The sequence below is a fragment of the Candidatus Rickettsia kotlanii genome (assembly GCA_030295365.1).
Lineage (GTDB): Bacteria > Pseudomonadota > Alphaproteobacteria > Rickettsiales > Rickettsiaceae > Rickettsia > Rickettsia kotlanii.
Genome location: AP027062.1, coordinates 473812 through 497840 on the forward strand (window position 1 = coordinate 473812; position 24029 = coordinate 497840).

The window sequence follows — 24029 nt, forward strand, 5'->3', positions numbered from 1 at the left end:
AATCTCATGAAATAATACTCCTGAGAGTGCTTCGTCAAAACTTACAATTTTCCCTCGTAATGACGTTTTTCTATTATCAAATTACTAAATATGATCAATAATATTTTTATTAAAATATTTCTAGTATTTTTAGTATGTATATCCACTATTTATTTTGGTTATCAATATTATCAGGATAGCAAGCCGGTAATTACTATTTATCCTAATGAGCTGCCTACAAAAATAAAACCGTCTATAATAGAAAATAACCAAATAGCAGCAGTACATAGTACGATATATGAAAATCTTATTGCTAAAGATACAAATATTAAAACCGTAAAATTACTTCCTGACCCTGAGAAACCTATGAGTATAGATTCTCGTAACCAAAGTCAAAGCGATGAATCTTTTGATGAAATATCTAACCTTGTTGCATTAATAGAGTCAAATAATAACTCCGAAAATAAAACGGATTTAAATATAATAAAGCTTGAAAAAGGAAGTAAAGATAAGGTTAGTAATGCTAAAAATTGTAAAAATAATGAAAGTTATAAAGTACAACTAGGTTCGGTAAAATCTGAAGCAGAAGCAACGAAAGAAGGGGAAAGAATAAAAAAGCAATTCCCAAAAATTCTTAAAAATGTTGTTATCACAACCAAAAAAGTTAAATGTGATGACGGCAAATTTTTCTATTTAATCTTAGCCGGTGATTATGGTAGTCTTAGTCAAGCTAAAGCGGTTTGTAAGAAATTAGCTTATAATAAGCAGAGTTGTGTGTTGAAGTGATATTTGTATACTCTTATGTCATTCCTGTGAAAGCAGAAATTCATCATAAAATGAGATAAATCGAGCTTTTAATTTTAAGAATTTGCTGTGCTTATACTTTTTTTCTGGATTCCTGTTTTCGCAGGAATGACATAGAGAACCAAGCAACAACGACTGCTTGCAATGATGATAAATAAAAACTAAATAACTTATGAAAGAAGCTAAAATAGAAAATATTGACTTTGGTAATGCATTATCAGAGCGTTATCTTGCTTATGCGTTATCAACAATTATGTCACGTTCACTTCCTGACGTACGTGACGGACTCAAGCCTGTACATCGTAGGTTATTATACGCAATGCTACAGTTAAGGCTCGAGCCGAATGCTGGCTATAAGAAATGTGCAAGGGTGGTCGGTGATGTAATAGGTAAATACCACCCGCACGGTGATGTGGCAGTGTATGATACCTTAGTACGCCTTGCTCAGCATTTTTCGTTGCGTTATCCTTTAATCGATGGGCAGGGTAATTTCGGTTCTATCGACGGTGATAATGCAGCAGCTATGCGTTATACCGAATCACGTATGACAGACATATGTATGTTATTAATGGAGGACATCGATAAAGATACGGTAGATTTTCGCCCTACTTATGATGATTCCGATTTAGAACCGGTAATAATGCCGGCAAGTTTTCCGAATTTACTAGCTAATGGTTCTGAAGGGATAGCAGTCGGTATGGCAACCAATATACCGCCGCATAATTTACATGAGCTTTGTGATGCTCTAATACATTTAATCGACCATCCGAAAGCTGAAATTAACGATATAATGAATTTTATCAAAGGTCCTGATTTCCCAACCGGCGGCATAATTATTGATAAAGCTGAAGTTATTAATGCTGCATATATTACTGGACGCGGTAGTCTTAGAGTGAGAAGCAGATGGGAAAAAGAGGAGCTAAGTTACGGTACATATCAGATAGTTGTAACCGAGATACCTTATCAGGTTCAGAAATCAAAACTTATAGAACAAATAGCAATATTACTAAAGGGTAAAAAAATTCCCCTTGTTAGCAATATTAGAGATGAATCAACAGACATTATAAGGTTGGTTATAGAGCCGAGAGATCGGGGATGTGATCCGCAAATAGTTATGGAATCTCTATTCAAGCTAACGAATTTAGAAAGCCGCATTCAGTTAAATATGAATGTGATCGGCAGTAATAACGTGCCGAGAGTAATGAATATTTTAGAGATTTTACAAGAGTTTCTAGATCATAGACAAAATATTGTTACTCGCAGATCAACTTATCTTTTAAACAAAATCAAGCATCGTTTAGAAATTCTAAAAGGCCTTAGGATAGCTTATCTAAATCTTGATGAGATAATTAAAATTATTCGTGAAGAAGATGAGCCAAAAGCGATAATGATGGAGCGGTTTAAACTAACCGAAATACAAGTCGAAGCGATATTAAATACCCGTCTTCGCTCGCTTCGCAAGCTTGAAGAACAGGAAATTATTAATGAGCATAGTAATTTGCACAAGCAACAAGCTATATTAGAAGAAATTCTAAATAATCCTAAAGAACTATGGAAAATAGTTAAAAAGGAAATCAAAACAGTACAAACGAAATTTGGATTAAATACGGTAATAGGAGTAAGGCGTACAAGCTTTGAGGAAGTAACACTTACGAATCAAGTAGTTGATATAACAGCTTTCATTACTAGAGAGCCGATTACTATTATCTGCTCAAAAATGGGGTGGGTGCGTTCGTTAAAAGGTCATAACACCGATTTATCGACTATCAAATATAAAGAAGGTGATGCAGAAAAATTTATTTTAGAAGCTTACACGACTGATAAAATATTAATAGTTAGTTCAGAAGGCAGATTTTTTACTTTGCTTGCCGATAATATTTCCAAAGGTAAAGGAACAGGGGAATCTATAAAGCTACTTGTGGATATAGGTAATAACGATATTACGAATATTTTAGTCTATAAACCTGATCAGCTTTTATTACTTGCAAGTAGTGTAGGTAAGGGGTTTTTAGTTAATTCAAATGAAGTAATGGCTCAAACAAAAACAGGAAAGCAAATTATGAATGTACCGAGTGGTCATGTATGTATAGCTTGTTTACCTGTAAACGGGGATAGTGTTGCTTGTATCGGTGAAAGTCGTAAATTACTGGTATTTAATATAGGTGAAATACCTGAAATGAAAAAAGGGCAAGGTGTAACGCTGCAAAAATTTAAGAATGCTAAGCTTCTCGATATTAAAATATTCAATAAAGAAGATGGCTTAGGTTGGAATAACAATGGAAAAGTAAAACTTGAGAAAAACATTGTTGCATTTTTAGGCAAAAGAGGTAGTATCGGTAAATTACCTCCCATGGGCTTCCCAAAAAATAATAGATTTTCATCATAATTATAATAAAGATTGAGTATAAAATAGCATATTTTATAGAGAAAAGATTTTCATTGTCATCTGATGCTGGTTTTTCGATGTTCTGAGTTACATATCTTTAGAGAATTATCCTGTTGCATATTAAAAAACTTCAATTCTGCCTCAAAATCCCTGTCTTTTGTTTAGGGGCAGTTGCATATCTTGTAAATGCTTTTAATCCATTTACAAAGTAAAAATCATATATTATGATTGCGTCACAATATACGGTAATCAGAGAAAATCAATATCTAAAAACAAAGTAAAATGTATAATTTTATTTAATTAAAAGGCAGTATAGCATAAATTTTTCAAGGTTCGCCTGTACTTGAAGTACAAAAGCTAAGCATAGTTCAATTAAAAAAATGGAATAATCATGGCATAAGATTGCTCTAAGCCTTGACTATAATAGTAATGACAATTAATTTGTAAATAATTAAAATTTAAGTTTTGTACCTATAAGACCAACAGTACCTCGTGTTGTTTTACTAGGTGCTTCAGGGTAATATATAGGTTTACCTTTAGCTTGGAAATGGGAAATTTCAGCATATGGTAATAAACCAGGCATGACCTTATATTCAGTAGCGAGGCTTACAGCATCAACGGTGTTTTTATATCTTGAAGTTTTAAGATATTCAAGACTTGTTTTTATAGGTCCTTGTCCATAAGCAACTGCTCCATTGTAATAATAGGTATCACGACCGACTTTATAATATTCCTTAGCGGTTAAGCTTTTACCTAAATTACCGTAAGAAGCGCCACAAGAGAAATTACCGTAAGTAAATACAGCCCCAAGATTATATGCTTTTAAATTAGAAAGCTTATGGGTATTAAGCACTTGAATTGTATTTCCATCCATTTTAGCATGAATAAGACGACGAGCAGGTTTACCGTATTCTCCGGTGACAGATAATCTTAAGTCTGCATCTTCGCTAATTTCATGTTCATAAGTTAGGCCGGCAGAAAAAGCATCCCTAACATTCTGATTAATAGTCATGGTTTCGTTATTCTCTAATTTAACCGTCTTTATCCCGGTTTTAGAAACACTAACTCCGTTTCTGCATGAGCTTTTTTCAAGCGTTAAATTATTTATATCTCCATTACCACCTGTATTAGCAGTATCGGGAGTATAAGAAACTCCGGCTTGGAAGCCTTTCATTTTAGGCGTGAAAAAATTCAATCTTCTAGCTCTCTCAGCTTTATCATTGATTTGATTAAAAGAATTAGAGTATGACGCAAGATAAAAGCTAGCGTTAGTATCAAAATCCAATTTTAAACCGTTATATCGCATATATTGACCGTCAAGTAGAGCATATCTAGACCATCCTCCGGTGCCTGCAGTTACTTGATTACCGGTAATACGCAACTTAGAGCTTGCATCAGCAGGAGAGCCAAGTTCTACTTTACCGTAATTAGTTTTAATAAAGATATGTGATCCATTATAACTTGCAGAGGTTTTTGCTTTTGTAGTAGGCTGAAGCACTATTTTAGCACCTGCTATTACATCATTGATAGTTTTAGCAATAGTGGCCGCAAATGCTGCTTCTGTGTAAAACCCTAGCTTTTTCCTGTTATCAGTTACATTTTTATCAAATAAAATTAAATGATCCTGTTTAATATAACCGCTTTCAAATAAATAGAATCCTTGTAATTTTATTTCAGTATCAGAATTAGAAATAACAGGTGTTAGATTTTCTTTGGCAAGACCAGCCGATGCAAGGCAAATAATACTTGTAGCTAATAATAATTTTTTCACTTTAATAAAACTCCTATCAACTTAAATAAATTTTTAGTATTAATAAATATAAATCAACTACACTACAATATAATAATATTTTTCAGGGTTGACAATAAAAAACTATTTTAATTTATAATAATTTAATTTTCAAGTATATAATGTTGTATTATTATCACTATCATTATTCAAGTAGTCTCAGACTTATAGTTTTAAAGAAAAATTTTGTATTGTAAATAATTATGAGTTATAATCATTAGTTTATATTAATTAAATCAAGTTTTGATTATGGCTATAATGTCAGATAAGTGGATAAAAGAAGCTGTTATAAATCAAAGTATGGTAAGGCCTTTTGCAGAAAAGCAGGTAAGAGTGCATAATAACGAAAAGATTATTTCTTACGGCTTATCCTCTTACGGCTATGATGCTAGAGTATCTAATGAATTTAAAATATTCACCAATATAAATTCTACTACGGTTGATCCAAAAAATTTCAGTGAATATAATTTAGTTGATAGAGAAGTAGATGTGTGTATTATCCCACCTAATAGCTTTGCCCTTGGCAGAACTATAGAATATTTTAAAATACCGCGTGATATATTAGTTATTTGTGTCGGCAAGTCCACTTATGCAAGATGCGGTATAATAGTAAATGTAACTCCTTTAGAACCGGAGTGGGAAGGACATGTAACTTTAGAGTTTTCTAATACTACTCCATTACCTGCTAAAATATATGCAAATGAAGGAGCTTGTCAGTTTTTATTTTTAAAGAGTGATCAAATTTGTGATACTTCATATGCCGATCGCCAAGGAAAATATATGAAACAAGTAGGCATAACTTTACCGCTAACATAACTTTTTTATGTAGAAATTATATTAAATTTTTAATAAGGATTTTTATGAGTACAATAAACACCAATACTAATGAGACAATGCCGCATATTTCTGTTAATGCACAATATATAAAAGATTTATCTCTTGAGAATCCTTCTGCCCCGTCTTCTCTTGCGGCTTTGGATCAACGCCCTCAAATTGATCTATCTCTAGATATAAATATTACTAATTTATCGGAAGAAAATTTCTATGAAGTAGAGTTAAATATCGAGGCAATTGCAAGAAATGAGAAATATAAATTATTTCAAATAGAATTAAAATATGCTGGAGTATTTAATTTAATTAATATTGATTCTGAACAACATCCGGTTTTATTATCTGTTCATTGTCCGGCAATGATATTTCCATTTGCCAGAAAAATTATAGCTAGCTGTACTCAAGATGCAGGATTCCAGCCTTTAATGATTGATCCTATAGATTTTGGCGCCTTATATCATAAGAAAATGTCGGAGCACCAAAACTAAGAAAATTATAATAAATCTTGTTTTAAGTACCATGGTTTTTAAATCACAGATAAAGCTTAAGATAAAGCTTAATAGTAAAAGTTTTATCAATTTGATTAAATATTCTTTACTTATGTTATTAATGAACGTATAAGGCATTAGATAAAAAATTATAGTTTAGTTAACAATAATTAACTGTAAATTATAGCGCAATATAAAAATTGAATTTTATGGAGAAAAATAATGAGAGTTTTGTTAATTGAAGGCGAGCCGGAAATGGCTAACTTAATTGAGCTGACTTTAGCTTCAGAAGGGATAGTTTGCGATAAAGCTTCAGTTGGTGTAGAAGGTTTAAGACTTGGTAAAGTTGGTGGTTATGATCTAGTAATCTTAGACCTTATGTTACCGGATATTAATGGTTTTGAGATATTACTAAGATTGCGTGCTGCAAAAATAAAAACCCCAATCTTAATTTTATCTAGCTTAACTGATACGTATCAAAAGATTACTGGTTTCTCTTCTGGAGCCGATGATTATCTAACCAAGCCGTTTGTAAGAGAGGAATTAATTGCTAGAATTAAAGCTATAGTTAGACGTTCTAAAGGTCATGCAGCATCAGTATTTAGGTTTGATAAGGTTAGCATAAACCTAGATACTAGAAGTGTAGAAGTTGGCGGCAAAAAAGTACATTTGACGAACAAAGAATATGCTATTTTAGAGCTATTAATACTCCGAAGAGGAACTATCTTAACTAAAGAAATGTTCTTAAATCACTTATATAGTAGTGTTGATGAACCAGAAATGAAAATTATTGACGTATTTATTTGTAAACTTCGTAAAAAGTTAAGTGATGCTGCCGGCGGTAGAGATTATATCGACACAGTATGGGGGCGTGGTTATATGCTAAAAGAATATGATGAGTTACAACAAAAAGAAATTTTAGCACAAGGAGCATAATTAATGCCTTTATCTACTTCTTTGCTTGGTAAAAAAAGTACTTATAAAGATAGTTATGATGTGACTTTATTATTTAAAATTCCACGTATAAATCATCGAAACGAACTTGGAATAAATAGTAATAATCTTCCGTTTTACGGTGTAGATGTTTGGAATACATATGAACTATCTTGTCTTAATACGAACGGTAAGCCATGGGTTGGAATAGGCACTTTTTATATACCGACGGATTCTGAAAATATAGTAGAATCAAAATCATTTAAATTATATCTAAATTCTTTTAATAACTTTGTTGTTGAATCAGTAAAAGAACTAGAAAGAATTATCTTACAGGATCTAAGTAATGTTACACACGCTAAAGTAACAGGACGTATATTTCCTATAAATACAAAAGTAAAATTTGGTGTTCCAAGTGGTAAAAATATCGATGATTTAGATATAGTATGCAATAATTACTGTGCACCCGATAATAGTTTAATTGAGTATGAAGATGTTTTGGTAGAAGAAGAGATTAATTCTAATTTACTCAAATCAAATTGCCTAGTAACCGGTCAACCGGATTGGGGTACAATCGTTATAAAATATAAAGGAAAAAAGTTAAAACATGATTCTTTTCTGAAATATTTAATATCTTTTAGAAATTATAATGAGTTTGCAGAGCAGTGTGCTGAGCGTATTTTTACAGATATTAAAAATGCTATAAGTCCTGATTTTCTTTCTATTTATGTAGTATATACTAGGCGTGGAGGAATTGATATTTGTCCCTATCGTTCTACCGATAAAAGTTATACTTTACCTAGCGATAAACGATTTATTAGGCAATAATCACTTTTCTAATCCATAAAAAAATCCGTTTGTAAGAAAAGTATTGTCAGTATGGATTGAAAAACACATCCGTTGTCATTCCGTGGCTTGACCACGGAATCTAGTTTAAAATGCTCATATTATTAGTATTTGAGATTTTTTTATTATGGGCCCCGTGGGTCAAGCCATGGGGTGATACAGTAGACTTGGTCCATCCAGCGATGTTCTGATTATACAGGGATGACATAAACGAGCCACGCAATAACGCTGATCAAGGGGGGAACAATCAAAAGATAATTCACATAAGCAAGCTTTTCGCAAGACAACAGTTAGTATAATTTTATGATTCTTTTGTAGGATTTTGTGTAGGCTTTAGTCTTTCTACTGTTTTATTCAGGTCTATTTGACTACAGATCCCTAGTAATACGGGATCACGAGGACGAATAGAATTCATATTCCAATGGCTACGGGCTCTAATAGCATCTATAGTAATTTTAGTAGTACCTATTAATTTAATTATTTGATGGTCTTGGATGTTCGGATAATTAGACAATAACCAATATATAGCATCCGGTTTATCTTGACGTCTTGCTATAGGAGTGTATTTAGCACGCTGTTTTTTCTGATTTTTCATCAATCCATCAGCAGGACTATATGAAATTTGTAAATTAGCATTAGGATCTTTACTGCAACGCTCAATTTCCTCTAAAGTTAACTGACCGTTTGCAATTGGATTTAAACCTTTTATAGATTGTGCTACTTCACCGTCAGCCATACCTTTTATTTCAAATTCATGAATACCGCAAAAATCGGCAATTTGTTTAAAAGTTAAAGAAGTATTTTCAATTAACCACATAGCCGTGGCTTTTGGCAGAAACGGTAATGTTTTTTGCGAATTCATGATAGTTTTTTGGCTTAATTTAAGAAATTATAACAAATAGAGTTATTTAAGTCAATCTGCATTTAGAAACTTAACTATCTCCTCAACTACTTTCTTAGCATCGCCGAATAACATAAAAGTATTATTGTGATAAAATAACTCATTTTTTATACCTGCATATCCTGATGCCATAGAGCGTTTAATAAACAAAATCGTACGTGCTTTTTCGACATCGAGTACCGGCATACCGTAAATTGGACTGTTCGGATCATTTTTAGCAGCAGGATTAGTTACGTCATTTGCCCCAATCACAAGCACTACGTCAGTGGTAGCGAAATCTCTATTAATTTCTTCAAGCTCAAGTACTTTCTCATAATCTATATTAGCTTCTGCAAGTAAAACATTTATATGTCCCGGCATTCTACCTGCTACCGGATGTACGGCAAAACGTACATTAATATCTGAACGTTCTAATATATCAACCATTTCTTTTATGATATGCTGAGACTGGGCTACTGCCATACCGTAACCGGGAACAATTATCACCGATGATGTATTAAGTAGTAAATGTGCCGCATCTTCAGGGCAGCTTGTTTTTGCTATTTTATCGTCGTCTACATCCTTATTAATTCCAGTAGATGCAGGCAAAAATGCCCCAAAAATAACCTTAATTAATGAGCGATTCATCGCTTTGCACATCATATAGCTAAGTATAGCTCCGCTACTACCGACTAATGCTCCAGTAATAATAAGTAGGCTATTGCTAAGCGTAAAGCCTATACCTGCTGCCGCAAAACCTGAATAAGAATTTAGCATTGAGACTATAACAGGCATATCTGCACTGCCTACCGGTATTATTAGTAATACTCCGATTAGCAGTGATAAAAAGACTATTAGATGAAATAAAAATATATTCTCTGAACGAATAAATAATATTATTAGAATAACTAATATTATTGCCGTTAATAAGCATATATATTGCTGACTGTAGAATTTTAACGGGCTACTTTTCATTAAGCCTTGTAGTTTTAGAAAAGCTATAATCGAACCGCTAAAAGTTAAAGCACCGATAGAGATGCCTACTGATATTTCCATTAATGCATTAATCGGTAAACTTCCTGCTATTCCTATAGAAAAATTTTCAGGAGCAAATACTGTAGCATAAGCTACAAATACCGCAGCAAGACCGACAAAAGAGTGAAATCCCGCTACTAATTGAGGTATTGCCGTCATGGAGATTTTAAGTGCGATAATTCCGCCGATGACAGCACCTAATAATATGGTTGCTATAATCGGTAATTTATGGGCAAAATCCGGTAGGAAAAAAGTAACGACGACTGCTATCGCCATCCCCAAAATACCTATGGTACTGCCTAAACGTGCTTGTTTCTGTGAGGATAAGAATTTGAGTGATAGAATAAAGCAAACAGCTGCAACTAAGTATAATAACTGGATAATTTGTAGGGACATAGGTGAATGTATGTTTATATTATTAGCTATTTAGTGTCATCCCGCGGCTTGATCGCGGTATCCAAATAAAAAAACTAGATCCCGCGATCAAGTCGCGGGATGACAAATACGCTTCAAGAACCATGCAACAAGGCTAAAAAGTAAATCCTATACCTATAGAAATCATTAAAGGATTAAGTTTAACTTTAGAGGTCACAGTTTTATTACCTACTAAATTCGGTTTATACTCAAGTTTAGGACTTAAGAAAAATTGTTTTACCTCAATATTGATTAAAGTATCATCTTTAGCATAAAAATCTACACCTACTTGTCCTACGGCACCGTGTCCGTTTCTAATTTTAAGGCCGGTAGCTTGCGTAAGCATATAAGAACCGTGATAACCTATACCTATATATGGTCTTATGCCACCGTAAGGAGCTATATGAAATTGTCCGGTAACTGTTGCAGGAATCATATAAATAGGTTTATTTTTTCCTAGTTTGACATTATCAATGCTATAATTATGAGCAACAGCGGCAAGGGATGTATATTTAGTGCGTAAAACATTAAAGCCAAGTGATAATTCAGTAGCTAAATAATTATTAAAGAATATAGTAGTGGACGCATCACCTCCATAACCGTTTTTTGCAACTTCTCCTACTGAAACAGGTTGAGGAGAGGTAGGAGTAGGTAATCCTTTTTGTTTAGCACTTGAAACAACACCTCCTAGACGCATCTTGAAAACTAAATTGCCTTCGTTTTCGTAATACGGTGTACTATCATAGTTAGGAGCAGAGTCTACACCCTCATACATGCTTTTAGCAAAACTATTAACACTTATGCTGGATACAAACAAAATTATCCCTAATTTTTTCACTATTCTTAACATATAATTATAACCTTTACTTGCTTAAAATTGATTATCGTATTATTATATAAAATTTTTGCTTATATACTTATACCATTGCCATAAAAGATAGAATTCTTTTATGCTAAAAGTCAAGACATTTATTATAGAAATTATTGGAGCATATTAATGAATGATGCATTAAAAACATATTTAACCGGTATAGGTTGGTTTTTACTTAGTTTAGTAAGTAGTAGTGCCAATGATGTAATGTCTAAATATCTTGGGACTCGTTTACATAGCTTTGAAGTAGCTTTTTTTCGCTTCTTTTTTAGTAGCATAGTTTTACTACCTTTTGTTATTTATTATGGTAAAAATACTTTAAAAACAAGTCGTCCTTTTATACATATATTAAGAGGGTTATTATTATTTTTCGGTATGACTTCTTGGACTTACGGCCTTACCATAGCTCCTGTTACTACTGCAACAGTCGTAAGTTTTTCTATTCCTTTATTTACTTTAATGCTTGCCGTATTTTTTCTAAACGAAAATATTATTTGGCCAAGATGGGTAGTTACCGTAGTAGGATTTATAGGACTTGTTGTTACGCTTAAACCGCATGCCGAGGATTTTAACCCAGAAATTTTGTATTTTGTATTAGCGGCTATTTCATTTGCTATGCTTGATATTATTAATAAAAAATTCGTAATAAAAGAATCGATGATTAGTATGCTATTTTATTCAGCAATAGTAACTGCTATAGTGTCGTTACCTGTAGCATCGCAGTATTGGCTAATTCCTAGTAGTTTTGAATTAGCTTTATTGTTTGCACTCGGTAGTAGCGGAAGCTTAATATTATTCTTCCTGCTTAAAGCTTTCTCCATGGTAGATGCAACCGCTACCGCTCCTTATAGATATTTAGAGTTGGTGATTTCGACAATAGCGGCATATTTTATATTTAACGAATTTCCTGATAAAAGCACACTTCATGGAGCAGTAATAATAATTCCTACCACCTTATTTATAATATATTCCGAAAAAAAAGCTATGAATAGAAAATATGAATCACAGTAAACTAGTATTTTCAAGCAGTATCGCTAACACTTTTGAATGGTATGATTATGTATTATTCGGTTATTTTGCACCCATAATAGGAACAAAATTTTTTCCAAATGATGGTGCTAATACTTCTTTACAGCAAGCTTTTTTAGTATTTGCTATAGGTTATTTGGCAAGACCATTGGGCGGCATATTTTTTGGTGTTATCGGTGATAAATTTGGACGCAAAGTAGCCTTAACTAGTGCGTTATTTTGCATGTCTGCCCCAACCGTATTGATAGGAATATTACCAACTTACCATATTATCGGTATAACTGCGACTATATTAATGATTTGTGTACGAATTCTACAAGGATTATCAATGGGAGGAGCTTTGACCGGCTCTATTTCTTTTGTTATTGAGCATACTAGCCATAAACACCAAGGCTTCGCCGGTAGTATTTCAATGTCTAGTATATGCTCCGGTTTATTGCTTGGTTCTTTTGTTTCTTATATCGTTAAGAATATCCTAACAGCTTCACAATTTGATAGTTTTGGCTGGAGAATACCTTTTTTACTTGGTTTTTTTATTCTTTTTGCAGCATTTTATATTAAAAAAAATACACACGAAACACCGAATTTTAAAAATCTAAAAGAGCAGAAAAAGATTTTACAATCACCGTTAAAAAAAGTCATTACCAATTATTGGTTTGATATATTAATCTCGATTTTTATCAATGCTCCCGGTTCGATAATATTCTATCTAACTACAATTTACTTGGTGTCGTTTTTAAAAATCAGCTGCAACTTTACTGAAAATGAGGTAAATAGCCTTGCTAGCGTGTGTTACGTGATTATGATAGCCGTAACTTTATTAAGCGGTTATCTATCCGATATTATAGGTCGCAGGAAAATTTTTGTAATTAATCTGATAATGATTATTGTAACAACGCCGTTTTTACTTAATAATTTTGAGAATGGGGCCTTCACAAGTGTAATTATCTCACAATTGATACTTGCTATACTTGCTGCTAGCTATATCGGTCCTGAACCGGCATTACAAGCAGAATTGTATCCTACAAATATACGTAACACTGCTCTCTCTATCTCATATAACATTGCTACAAGTATTTTTGGTGGTACTACGCCTTTTGTCTTTGAATATTTAGTACACAAAACAGGGCATGTAACCTCAGCAGTTTATTATGTCATATTAAGCTGTATTTTTGCATTGATTGCCTTATATTTTTACAAAAATAGAAGTTTAGATAAAATATGAAATAAATTACAAAACCTGCAAATCTAAGTGAATTTAATAACAAAGTTGTAGTCTTTAAACCTAAGAGTTATTACTATGGCGATGCTTTTGTGAGCATATAATAACTGAAAAGGGATTAGTCCTTGCCAGTATTTCTGAGTATAACATCAATCATTCCAGAACTTTTAAAGAGGTAACTAGTGACGAAGTAATTTCAAGGATAGATCTAGACTTATTCGGTACATGTCATAGAGTTACTACGAGTGTAACGGCTGACCTTCTACAACAAGAAAAAAACGGTTGTTTGGAAATGAGGCTTGTTACTGCAGAAGAGATACCAAATTACACAAGTTAGTACAAGATAATAAAATGATATTAGCATGCAAAACAAAGAAAAAGCACTAAAGATTTTAAGTGGTTATTTACAGAAAGAATTTGGGATGTATGCTAATGAAACTACAGTAGCATCTTATGATGGGATACATATAAGTGGAGCGAATGAAGAGCTCGAATAAGAGTTTTTTTGTAAATAGTAAACGAATTTCCAAAATTTTTCTTGATTTAATGACAAATATGTGACAAAAATGGTTTGAAATAATCTTGCTACTATAGCTTAGGGGTAGAGCACTTCATTGGTAATGAAGAGGTCGGGGGTTCAAATCTCCCTAGTAGCACCACCACACATCCTAGGCTTTGTGAGTTTTTAACCTTTCTTGAAAAACTCATATAATTATGTTTATTTTATAAAGCTAAGTTGCAAATAATATAAAACTAATGTATGGTTTACATTTGAAATACGGTAACGATTATTTTATTATATGATAGACATTCTTCTTTTTGTACATATTACTATTGCAATATTGCTAGTTATAGTTATTCTGATGCAGCGTAGCGGATCGGATGGAATTAGTAGTATAAGTGGTGGTAATAATATGGGAGTAGTCAGTGCTAAAACAGTCGGTAATTTTCTTACTAAAAGCACTATAATACTTACAACATTATTTTTAATAAATGCAATAGTACTTGCTAACCTTTCCTCAAAAAAGAAATCTGATTTAGTTTCTAAGATTAATGAAATTGAAGAAAATCACGCAGAAAATAGTTTACCTATAGCTAAATAGTTACAGCTTTATCTTAGTAATATCTCTTATACTTCTCATTGTTTACCTTTGTTGGTATTGTTGCGTGGATCGGTAAAATCCACTGTGTCACCCCGTGGTCAAGCCACGGGGTGACAGATAAAAGTACTGGATTCCTGCTTTTGCGGGAATGATATGACAGGAGTCATGTAACAACACACCTATGGATCAATGGTATGACATCAGAGAATTTAGTATAGTTTTCAGAACTCCCAATATATATTATTAGAGTACAGCAATATTTTTGCACCTAAAATAATTTTAGAAATGTCTATAGAATTTAATAAAAAATTTATATTCTTTTATGTACGTTTTTTACAGTCCTTATTATAGTAGGAAACTTAATATATCAAAAATTTGTTTACCTTAATATTTTTAATTTTGCTATTCTTGAATTATCTATAGGAACAATTTTTTATCCGTTAACTTTTTTATTAACGGATTTAATAGCTGAGTTTTACGGTAAAGAAAGAGCCAATTTTTGTGTAAAGCTTGCTATTATTTTAAATATAATAGTAGTTTTAATAATTAAGTCTCATGGATAAATTGGAATCTACTAATATCTTTTTTAGCATCAACTTTTGCCTGTTATATAGCTCAACTTGTTGATGTTAATCTCTATTTATAGATAAGAAATAATTTTAGTAAGGCAATTTCTTTATGTATCGATACTTTTATTGTAATTGGGATTATGAGCTTATTTAATATTTTTCCTTTTGACCCCAATTAGGTCATCTAGTACTTAATAGCTAGCTATTCATTTAAACTATTTTTACTACATTTAGTACCCTAGTATTCTATGCAGGAGTTTGGTTAATAAGCTTATTCATTAACGAAGGATAAGCTCTTAGGAAAAGCTTATCCTTATTTAAATTTTCTATTGGTGGTTTACAAATTGACTTTTAGTTTAATAAGCCCTTGATGGCTTTGATACTTTTTATGCGTATAATAATTATACTCAAGTAGAACATTTATATTTTTTCTACTCATAAGTATATTACTACCGATATTATATCCAAGCTTAGGTAGTTTTGGTATAATAATTGTTTCTTGTAATGTTTGTCCTTTAAAAGTTGCTTTTGCATTAACTTTTGTATTTTTATTATTGAAGTGATGCTCAATATTACCATACAAACTTGATGTTAATACTATATTGTTTGTGGTCACTATAGGCTTAAACACTATTTTACCGCCAAGGCTACTTTCAAATAATTGATTTGATTTCTTTGGAATCATGAGATTTTCTATATCTACATTATACTCTTTATAGTTGCTAGCTCTTGAATAATCATATTGAAAACCGATATTAGGAATAAAATGTAAATCATATTTTGTACGATATTTATAATTTAATAAAGTTTGAAAACTTAAATTATTGTTTTGATATTTTCCAATTATATTATTAATACTTTTAGATCTATTCTTAATATAATTATGACCGTAAGATGTTATAGCCTGCAATGAGAAACCTTTAATTAGTTCTTTTGAACCGTAAATGCTTAAAAGATGACCGTTAACTGCTGTTTTCCCTAGTTTTTTATTATATTTAATTTGGGATTCTAAACGGCTATAAGCTATTCCTATAATATCATGACTATTGAGGAATTCAGCATCAGTCCCGATAGTTATGCCGGTTGTACGATTTTGATATTTTGGAATATTTTTCCAAGTTCCTTGTTTGTTGATGCCGTATAAGCTGCTAATCCATACCCCTCTGTTTATATTAACATCTTCATCACCGGCCCCTATTACAGCAACCTTTAATCTATCACTTAAAATATTATAGTGAATAGGTTTGTGAAGAGTTGAAGTCGCCTTAACTAATATTGCTACTTTCCTACTAGTGTCATCAGATACCTGTTGTCTCTGTGTTGCCTCATCTTGTTCTGTAATTGCTTCAGTTTTGAATGACACATCGATAGCTTCATCTTCGCTTTCTAAAACTATATCTTTTTTTAATTTTTCGTCAGTGGTGCTATTGCTTGCTTCTAATTTTTCGTCAGTGGTGCTATTGCTTGCTTCTAATTTTTCGTCAGTGGTGCTATTGCTTGCTTCTAATTTTTCGTCAGTGGTGCTATTGCTTGCTTCTAATTTTTCGTCAGTGGTGCTATTGCTTGCTTCTAATTTTTTGTCAGTGGTGCTATTGCTTGCTTCTAATTTTTTGTCAGTGGTGCTATTGCTTGCTTCTAATTTTTCGTCAGTGGTGCTATTGCTTGCTTCTAATTTTTCGTCAGTGGTGCTATTGCTTGCTTCTAATTTTTCTTCATCAGTTTCATATCTTTGATCGTCTTCATCACTAGATCTTAATGTTAGAAGTGATTTTGTGTCATCTGATGATTTATCATTTTTGCTATCGTTAGAACTCAATAATCTTGGTGATAAAGCAGTTTTTAAATCAGATTGCTCTGACTTTTTATCGCTATCTTCAGGTTGTGTATCATTCTTTGTTGAGGATTCATCATTTGTAGCTTCGTTTTCTTGTGGGGATAATTGTAATTTTTTCAGTTCTAAACATCCTATTTTCTTTTCATTGTTATTATCTTCTGATTGAATATCACTACCATATTTTTGTTCTAACTTAGTAGACTCTGCTAGTATTTGTTCAACAGCTAGAAACAATTCTTCATCTTTTATTAACTCTAAAAGTTTAGATTTATAAATGTCATGTACTTCTTGCCCTATTTGAGTTCTAGGACCTATAAAATCAGAGTGAGCAGTATTAAATGCCTCTTTTACCGCTTCTTCTGGATATTTTGTCAATTGCTTTGTATAAATATCATGTACTTCTTGCCCTATTTGAGTTCTAGGACCTATAAAATCAGAGTGAGCAGTATTAAATGCCTCCGTTAATTTTTTGCTAAGTATAATATTATCTTCAACATATTTAATAAATTCTTTATCTTTTGTTAATTCCAAAAGTTTAGAAATATAAATATCATGTATTTTTTGTCCTATTTGAGTTCTAGGACCTATAAAATCAGAGTGCCTAGTGTTGATTGCTTCTTGGATTTTTGCAAAATACTGAGCATTTTGATGAATGTAAGATAAATTTTTTGAATGCTCCAATGCTACTGACTCCACTATAGCTTGTTCCAATAAACTGGAATTAGAGTATTTTGCTTTATATCCTGCTGATTTTTCTCCTGATAAAGTAAATTCTTTATATCTTAAAGCTATATCGGAGCTAAAGTTATAAATTTTTGGAGTTGGTTTAAAAGTAGAGGTATTTACATTCAATTTAGTAAGTCCTAAACTTGCTAGATAAGCTGATTCCAAATCTTGTGAATCAGGCAGTGGCGGTGGCGGTGGTGGCATGTTTCCAGTATGGATGTGTTTTTTAGCTTTTTCTTGCGTGCACTCTTTAATAGCTTTTAATATTGTATGCATATTTAATTTACTAGTAAGAATGCTTATTTGTTTATTGTTCATGTCTTTAAATGAAGGCAAAGCTGATCTTAATTGCTCTAAATTATTACTACTTGTTAGTTTGATAGTAACAGCGTTTAAAAGCTCTTGTAATAATTCGGGGTCTTTTTCCTTTACTATAGCAATAAACTCATTGTGAGGTAAATTTATTGTAATTAATTTTTCAAATTTTATTGTGCTTAAAATAGCTGTTCTTAAATCATCAAGTTTAGCCTGTGCTTGATCAGAGTTAATTGTTTTTCTTAAGTTTGTATCTTCTGTTGTTAAAAAAGTAGCTTGTTGTGCTATAGTTAATGTATTAGGGTTGTTAATTAACTCTTTGACTTTATCGCCAAATATATCTTGATCGAATTTTTTTGCATTAGTATAGGCAAATTTTAATTGTTCAAATGGATTTTGTTTGCTCTGTAACTCTCTAATCAATTCTAATTTATTGAATTCAAGTTTAATAGGCTCCTTTAATTCTTCAGATATTTTACATGATGATAATAAAATACGTTTTACTGCATCATCAGTGTCTTCATGGAAAAGATTTTTAATTATCTCTTCGCTTGTTATTATTTTTTTACCATTTACGATTATCTCTTTTATATACGGGTCTTGAACAAGGGTGTTAAAAGCTTCTTGAGCTTTTTCTATGATTTCAGGGGTTGAAACGCTAAATAAATTTACAAGAGTTTTCTCGTCAGCTCCTTGGTTGGCGTATGATTCTGTTAATATTTGACGTATAACATTTACAAGATCAGCTTGTCTTTTTATAAGCTGATCTTGTAAATCATAAGCTTTTGTACCTCCTGTCTCAGTTCTATATTCTGCATATAGTTTGGCATAAGCTGTCTCTGCTGTGCTTCTGTCTGTGCTGGTTGTACTAGAAGCTGCAGGCTGAAGTAGTGCTTTTGGTTGAACAGTAGTATTGTGAGTAAACTGAATATATAATGAATGTATGCGAGGATATTCTGCTTGTAACTTATTTAAATCAAAATTGTTAGAGTTGCTACTAAAGCCTTGGGGATTTAAAGGAGGTGGTGGTGGGGGCATGCTTCCATCTAGTGGTAGAGGTGGTGGGGGGGGCATGCTTCCATCTAGTGGTAGAGGTGGTGGTGGGGGCATGCTTCCATCTAGTGGTAGAGGTGGTGGATTCGGAATGCCGCTTTGTGTTTGTTCTAAATTATTTGCATTATTACTTACTGCTAACCCTAAAATTTTATTGGTTTCATTGCTGAGTATTCTACTATCAGATAATATTACTTTAATTACTGAATTTAATGTGTGTTTATTTACTTCTCTGGCTAGTTTAATCATATCGTCTTTAGTTAAACTATCTATTATTAGCCCTTTATTTTTTAGTTCTATATTTATTGCTTTTACTATTTCTGGCGTTAAAGTATAGGCACTTTTTACAATATATGGTTGCATTATGTTTTTTAACTCTAATTGCAGAGCTAAAAAGTTTTCTACTGAACTCTTATCTTTACTTGCTGCTAGTTTGATAAGATCTAATCGTGCCTTTTCTTCAAATTGACTATTAGATATATTTCGTGTTGCATAGTCTTGAATTCTTTCAGCAAATTTAGTTTTTTCTTCAGAAGAACTATTTTCTAATAATTCTTTTAAAATAGGTCTATTGTTAACATCAATATTGGTATTGAAATCTAATTGTTCCTTATCATTGCTAAATAATACTCTTTGAATAGTATCATCATTAAAATCACTTAAGATAGTCGTTACTGCTTCTTGTTTATAACTACTATCTACTTTAAGATTTAATGCTGCTATAGGATCTGTTTTAATAAGATCTTTAAATTCTTTAATATTTTCTTCTTGTTGTATTATTCTATTTATATTTTGTTGAGACTCCGTTAAATTACCCTTACTTTTTTTATTATTAAAGTGAGCTTTAAAAGTACTTATAGGATCAAAAAAATATCGTTGTTTCTTTTGTCTACCCGTGGAAATCCTTGAAGATGTTTCTGTATTATTTTCTTGATTTGGCATATACCAACGGTCGTTTTTGCTTCTGCTCTTTTTTTGAGAGTGCTCGGCAGACGGTGTAGTAGTATCATTGTTGTTTAGAAACGATTTTGCTTCTATTCCGGCTCTTATTTGGTCTATATAAGAAGCTGCTTTTACTGGTCCTATCTTAAATTCATTTATTAATTCGTCAGCGTTAGGGATAATATTATTATCTATATAGTACGATTTTTTACCAAGCATCATCTGAGTTGCTATTGATGTGATATAGTTTATTGCTTCACCTTTATTAGCACCAAATTTCTGCTCTAGCTCTTGTTCTGTAGGAATAATATTATCAGCTATATATTGTGGCTTTTCTTTGTCCATCACTTTAAGTCTGATTGACTTAATATAGCCCTCCCTATTATCATCACGAGATAAACCAAACTTTGTTTTAAACTCTTGTTCTGTAGGAATATGGCTATCGGCTATATATTGTCCCTTTGCCTTTTCCATAACTTCAGCTCTTATTGAAGCAATAAAAGATTCTGCATCATCTTTATTCATGTTAAGAGCAGTGCTTACTTCTTTTATTTTAGGGATCATATTCTTATCAACATAACGTTTGTATTGAATATCTCTTTTTATTGAGTTGATATATAGCTCGATTACCGCTTTTTTGTCTTTTTCTGCACGACGTACCTTTTGATCGTGTTCTACATTATTGTCTATTTTGCTAGGGTCATAACTTATTCCAAGATTTGTTGCTGCTTCTATATCTGTAGGAACTACACCTTGATTAATATATTTTTGTTTTTTTGTATCAAAATCCTGTTGTTTTATTCTTTCGATGTATAATAAAATTTTAGCTTGTGCTTGTCTTGCGTTATGCCTAGTATTACCTGAAAAACTTGATAAATCTGTTTCCTTATACTTTATTCCGAGATCATCTTGTGCTTGAGTAAAACTAGGGACTAAATGTGCTTCTTGCCATTTTTTGATTTTTTCATTTGGAGTCAAATCTTTCCAAATATTTTGTTGCTGTGTTGAATTGTGCTTTTCCCATGCCGGGGTTTTACTAACTAAATCTTTAAAGCTTGCCGCTCTAGCACTTGTACTTAAAAAGCTACTAGTCAACAAACATGTTGACATGAAAAAAGTTAAAACATATTTTTTTGAGTAGGAATTTTGTAAATTCATTCAAACCTCGATAGTTATTATTTTTAAATATAAACGAGGCGAATTATATAACATATATTAATTTATGTAAGCTATTAATTACTAATTTTTGTTAACCAATGATATTTTTTAGCCAAAATGTGTTTAATATATCACATGCTAATGTATACTCCGAATTTTAAACTTTTTTCAAAAGGAGTAAGATGTAATACTACTTTTGAAAGAAATGTACCGCAGTTTTTGGTAAATAAAATATGCAAATTCAATTTCACTTATATAACACTTTTAGCCATACTAAAGAGGTTTTTAATCCTCAAGATCAAGCTAACGTAAAAATGTATGTATGTGGACCTACTGTTTATGATAATCCTCATATAGGCAATAGTAGGTCGGGAGTAGTATATGATTTACTTTATCGTATAGTTATAAAAATATTTGGTGAGAAGGCAGTAAAATATGTACGTAACATTACGGATGTTGACGATAAAATTATCGATAGAGCTGCACTGCTTGGTATTACTATTGATGAGTTGACTGATAAAGTTACGAAAGAGTTTCATAAAAATATGGCATATTTAGGTTGTATGCTACCTAGTATTGAGCCGAAAGCTACAAAGCATATTGATGTAATGATTGCAATAATAGAACGCTTAATAGCAAAAGATCACGCATATATTGCTGATAATCATGTTTATTTTGATGTTTTATCAGCTCCAAATTATACAGAATTATCTAACCGAAATTTAGAAGAAATGTTTGAGGGAGTACATGTAGAAAATAGTAAAACCAAAAAAAATCCACAAGATTTTGTATTATGGAAACCGGCAAAGCAAAATGAATCGGCAAATATGAATTTTGAAAGCCCCTGGGGACTTGGTCGCCCTGGGTGGCATATTGAATGTTCAGCCATGAGCTACAAATATTTAGGTGAGAATTTTGATATTCACGGCGGCGGAGCAGATTTAATCTTTCCGCATCATACCAATGAGATTGCTCAAAGTAGATGTGCTTTCCCAAGTTCTACCTATGCTAAATATTGGGTACATAATGGGTTTCTAACGGTTAACGGTGAGAAAATGAGTAAGTCTCTTGGTAATTTTATTACCGTAAGGGATTTAATGGATAAACAAATTCAAGGAGAAGTAGTAAGGTTATTTTTATTAAGTAGTCACTATAGGCGTCCTCTTGATTATAATGATAAAGCTATAGAAGATGCTAAGAAAACTTTAGATTATTGGTATAGAGCTATAGAAAATATTAATGTGCAGAAAATAGATTTACCTCATGATTTCATGCAAAGCTTACTTGATGATATGAATACGCCGCTTGCCATTAAAATCATTAATGACTACGCTAAAGGTGTTTTTATTTCTAAAACTGAAGAAGAAAGGCAGCTTAACGCCTCTGCTATTATTACTTGTGCTAATTTTATTGGTTTAATGAATAAGACTCCACACGAGTGGTTTAATAGCGGTGTGGATGAACTCTATATAAATGAGCTTGTAAATAAGCGTTTGGAAGCAAAAAAACAAAAAAATTGGTTATTAGCCGATCAAATTCGTAACCAGTTATTAGAGGAAAAAATAATTCTAGAGGATCAACCTAACGGTACTACTATTTGGCGAAAAGAATAAAAGCTTGTAAATTTGCAATATGCGTATATAATTTATAGGCTTATAAGTCGTCATTGCAAGGAAATTATGTAATAATTGACGAAGCAATCTCAGGATATTTGATGAGATTGCCACGCAGTTTACGGTTGCTCGCAATGATGATTATCCAAAACTTAAGCAAAAAATTCACACGTAAGATATATGTTAGTTCATTAGAATGGACATCTTACGGAGGTATAAACTAACAATTAGGAGAATTTAAAAATGTCAAAAATACCATCTGTTAACATTAAAGAATTATTAGATGCAGGCGTGCATTTCGGTCACAAAACCTCACACTGGAATCCTAAAATGGCATCTTATATATATGGTGAACGTGATGATGTTCATATAATCGATTTAAGACAAAGTGTCGCTTTAATGAGAGTTGCTTTGAATGCAATATATGAAACCGTAAAAAAAGATGGTAAAATATTATTTGTAAGTACTAAAATACAGGCAAGCGATATTATAGCGGAATATGCCGAAAAATGCGGGCAGTATTACGTAAATCATAGATGGCTTGGTGGTATGCTAACTAACTGGAAAACTATCGCGGGTTCAATAGAAAAGCTAAATAAGTTAGACAAAACCTTAGAAAATGAAGAATCCCTTATGGGTTATACTAAGAAAGAGATACTTGATATGAACCGTAAGAAAGATAAATTACTTCTATCTCTTGCCGGTATTAGAAATCTTAATTCTAAACCTGATCTTCTAGTAGTTATTGACACTAATAAAGAGCATATCGCAATTAATGAAGCGGTAAAGCTTAATATTCCTATAGTTGCAATAGTTGATACTAATTCTAATCCTGATAATGTAGATTATCCGATTCCAGGTAATGATGATTCTATAAGATCAATAAAACTTTATTGTAGTTTATTTGCAGATGCGGTATTACAAGGACTGGAAGAATCAATGAAAGTTTCAGGAGTTGATATAGGTGCTATGCAAGAGCATACAGATAAGGCATTAACTTCTAAAAATGTTTCTAAATTAAAACAAGCTAAAAAATTCTCTAAAACGAAAAATATTGATGAAGAGACAAATACAGAATTTAAGCAAGCATTAAATGATGCCGATGAAAATAAAAATTCTGATAATGCATAAGTGTTGTTGTATGGATCGGCTTTTCCATTGTCATCCCGCGATTTAATTGCGGAATCCAGCTTAAAATACTAATAATAT

Annotated in this window: 16 protein-coding genes, 1 tRNA gene and 2 pseudogenes; 14 read left to right on the forward strand and 5 right to left on the reverse strand. The window is 32.0% G+C overall.

Annotated elements, in window-relative coordinates; all coding sequences use genetic code 11:
• Positions 1-90 precede the first annotated feature (90 nt).
• Together QUD19_RS02710 and parC are read left to right on the forward strand one after the other, a co-directional pair.
• Positions 91-765, forward strand: a complete 675-nt coding sequence (locus QUD19_RS02710; protein WP_498808531.1) for an SPOR domain-containing protein — start codon at positions 91-93, stop codon at positions 763-765.
• A gap of 190 nt (positions 766-955) precedes the next feature.
• Positions 956-3169, forward strand: a complete 2214-nt coding sequence (gene parC, locus QUD19_RS02715) for a DNA topoisomerase IV subunit A (RefSeq protein ID WP_498808532.1) — start codon at positions 956-958, stop codon at positions 3167-3169.
• Positions 3170-3620: 451 nt separating this feature from the next.
• Here parC and QUD19_RS02720 read toward each other — a convergent pair whose 3' ends face one another.
• Positions 3621-4940 carry a porin gene (locus QUD19_RS02720; protein WP_498808534.1) on the reverse strand — a complete coding sequence of 440 codons (1320 nt, stop codon included), beginning with the start codon at positions 4938-4940 and terminating at the stop codon, positions 3621-3623.
• A gap of 267 nt (positions 4941-5207) precedes the next feature.
• On the opposite strand from QUD19_RS02720, the gene dcd reads away from it, so the two are divergent.
• From dcd to queF, 4 genes are all read left to right on the forward strand, one after another.
• On the forward strand, positions 5208-5774 hold the full coding sequence (gene dcd / locus QUD19_RS02725) for a dCTP deaminase (RefSeq protein WP_498808535.1): 567 nt from the start codon (positions 5208-5210) through the stop codon (positions 5772-5774).
• Between the two features lie 44 nt (positions 5775-5818).
• Positions 5819-6277: a protein-export chaperone SecB gene (gene secB / locus QUD19_RS02730; RefSeq protein ID WP_498808537.1), complete on the forward strand. Its 459-nt coding sequence runs from the start codon at positions 5819-5821 to the stop codon at positions 6275-6277.
• Between the two features lie 222 nt (positions 6278-6499).
• Positions 6500-7213 (forward strand): response regulator transcription factor CtrA, encoded by a 714-nt coding sequence (gene ctrA, locus QUD19_RS02735; protein ID WP_498808538.1) that lies wholly within the window; start codon positions 6500-6502, stop codon positions 7211-7213.
• 3 nt (positions 7214-7216) lie between these two features.
• The gene (gene queF / locus QUD19_RS02740) at positions 7217-8038 is read left to right on the forward strand and encodes an NADPH-dependent 7-cyano-7-deazaguanine reductase QueF (protein WP_498808539.1); all 822 of its coding nucleotides are present in this window, start codon (positions 7217-7219) and stop codon (positions 8036-8038) included.
• A gap of 319 nt (positions 8039-8357) precedes the next feature.
• Here the strand turns inward: queF and QUD19_RS02745 are convergent, their stop codons facing one another.
• The 3 genes from QUD19_RS02745 to QUD19_RS02755 all read right to left on the reverse strand — a co-directional run bounded on the left by QUD19_RS02745 (position 8358) and on the right by QUD19_RS02755 (position 11235).
• Positions 8358-8918, reverse strand: coding sequence for a cell cycle transcriptional regulator TrcR (locus QUD19_RS02745; protein ID WP_498808540.1), 561 nt, complete (start codon positions 8916-8918; stop codon positions 8358-8360).
• Positions 8919-8969: 51 nt separating this feature from the next.
• A complete protein-coding gene (locus QUD19_RS02750; protein WP_498808541.1) occupies positions 8970-10367 on the reverse strand; it encodes an NAD(P)(+) transhydrogenase (Re/Si-specific) subunit beta in 1398 nt (465 codons plus the stop codon).
• A gap of 133 nt (positions 10368-10500) precedes the next feature.
• Positions 10501-11235, reverse strand: coding sequence for an OmpW family outer membrane protein (locus QUD19_RS02755; RefSeq protein ID WP_498808542.1), 735 nt, complete (start codon positions 11233-11235; stop codon positions 10501-10503).
• 147 nt (positions 11236-11382) lie between these two features.
• Between QUD19_RS02755 and QUD19_RS02760 the strand changes: the two genes are divergently transcribed.
• The 6 genes and pseudogenes from QUD19_RS02760 (at position 11383) to QUD19_RS02785 (ending at position 15471) form a co-directional block, all read left to right on the forward strand.
• The gene (locus QUD19_RS02760) at positions 11383-12267 is read left to right on the forward strand and encodes a DMT family transporter (RefSeq protein WP_498808543.1); all 885 of its coding nucleotides are present in this window, start codon (positions 11383-11385) and stop codon (positions 12265-12267) included.
• Entirely contained in the window at positions 12254-13510 is a 1257-nt protein-coding gene (locus QUD19_RS02765; RefSeq protein ID WP_498808544.1) for an MFS transporter, read from the forward strand. Before QUD19_RS02760 ends, QUD19_RS02765 begins: the two co-directional genes overlap by 14 nt.
• A 283-nt stretch (positions 13511-13793) precedes the next feature.
• Positions 13794-14004, forward strand: a pseudogene (locus QUD19_RS02770) (hypothetical protein).
• A gap of 87 nt (positions 14005-14091) precedes the next feature.
• Positions 14092-14166: transfer RNA gene (locus tag QUD19_RS02775), tRNA-Thr, on the forward strand.
• A 141-nt stretch (positions 14167-14307) separates the two neighbouring features.
• A complete protein-coding gene (secG, locus tag QUD19_RS02780) occupies positions 14308-14610 on the forward strand; it encodes a preprotein translocase subunit SecG (protein WP_498808545.1) in 303 nt (100 codons plus the stop codon).
• Positions 14611-14895: 285 nt separating this feature from the next.
• Positions 14896-15471 (forward strand): annotated as a pseudogene (locus QUD19_RS02785) (queuosine precursor transporter).
• A 45-nt stretch (positions 15472-15516) separates the two neighbouring features.
• On the opposite strand, the gene QUD19_RS02790 reads toward QUD19_RS02785, so the two are convergent.
• Positions 15517-21207 carry an autotransporter outer membrane beta-barrel domain-containing protein gene (locus QUD19_RS02790; protein ID WP_498808546.1) on the reverse strand — a complete coding sequence of 1897 codons (5691 nt, stop codon included), beginning with the start codon at positions 21205-21207 and terminating at the stop codon, positions 15517-15519.
• Positions 21208-21440: 233 nt separating this feature from the next.
• Here QUD19_RS02790 and cysS point away from each other — a divergent pair, with 233 nt between their 5' ends.
• Together cysS and rpsB are read left to right on the forward strand one after the other, a co-directional pair.
• Positions 21441-22820, forward strand: a complete 1380-nt coding sequence (cysS, locus tag QUD19_RS02795; RefSeq protein WP_498808547.1) for a cysteine--tRNA ligase — start codon at positions 21441-21443, stop codon at positions 22818-22820.
• Positions 22821-23063: 243 nt separating this feature from the next.
• On the forward strand, positions 23064-23951 hold the full coding sequence (gene rpsB / locus QUD19_RS02800; RefSeq protein WP_498808548.1) for a 30S ribosomal protein S2: 888 nt from the start codon (positions 23064-23066) through the stop codon (positions 23949-23951).
• Positions 23952-24029: the final 78 nt, after the last annotated feature.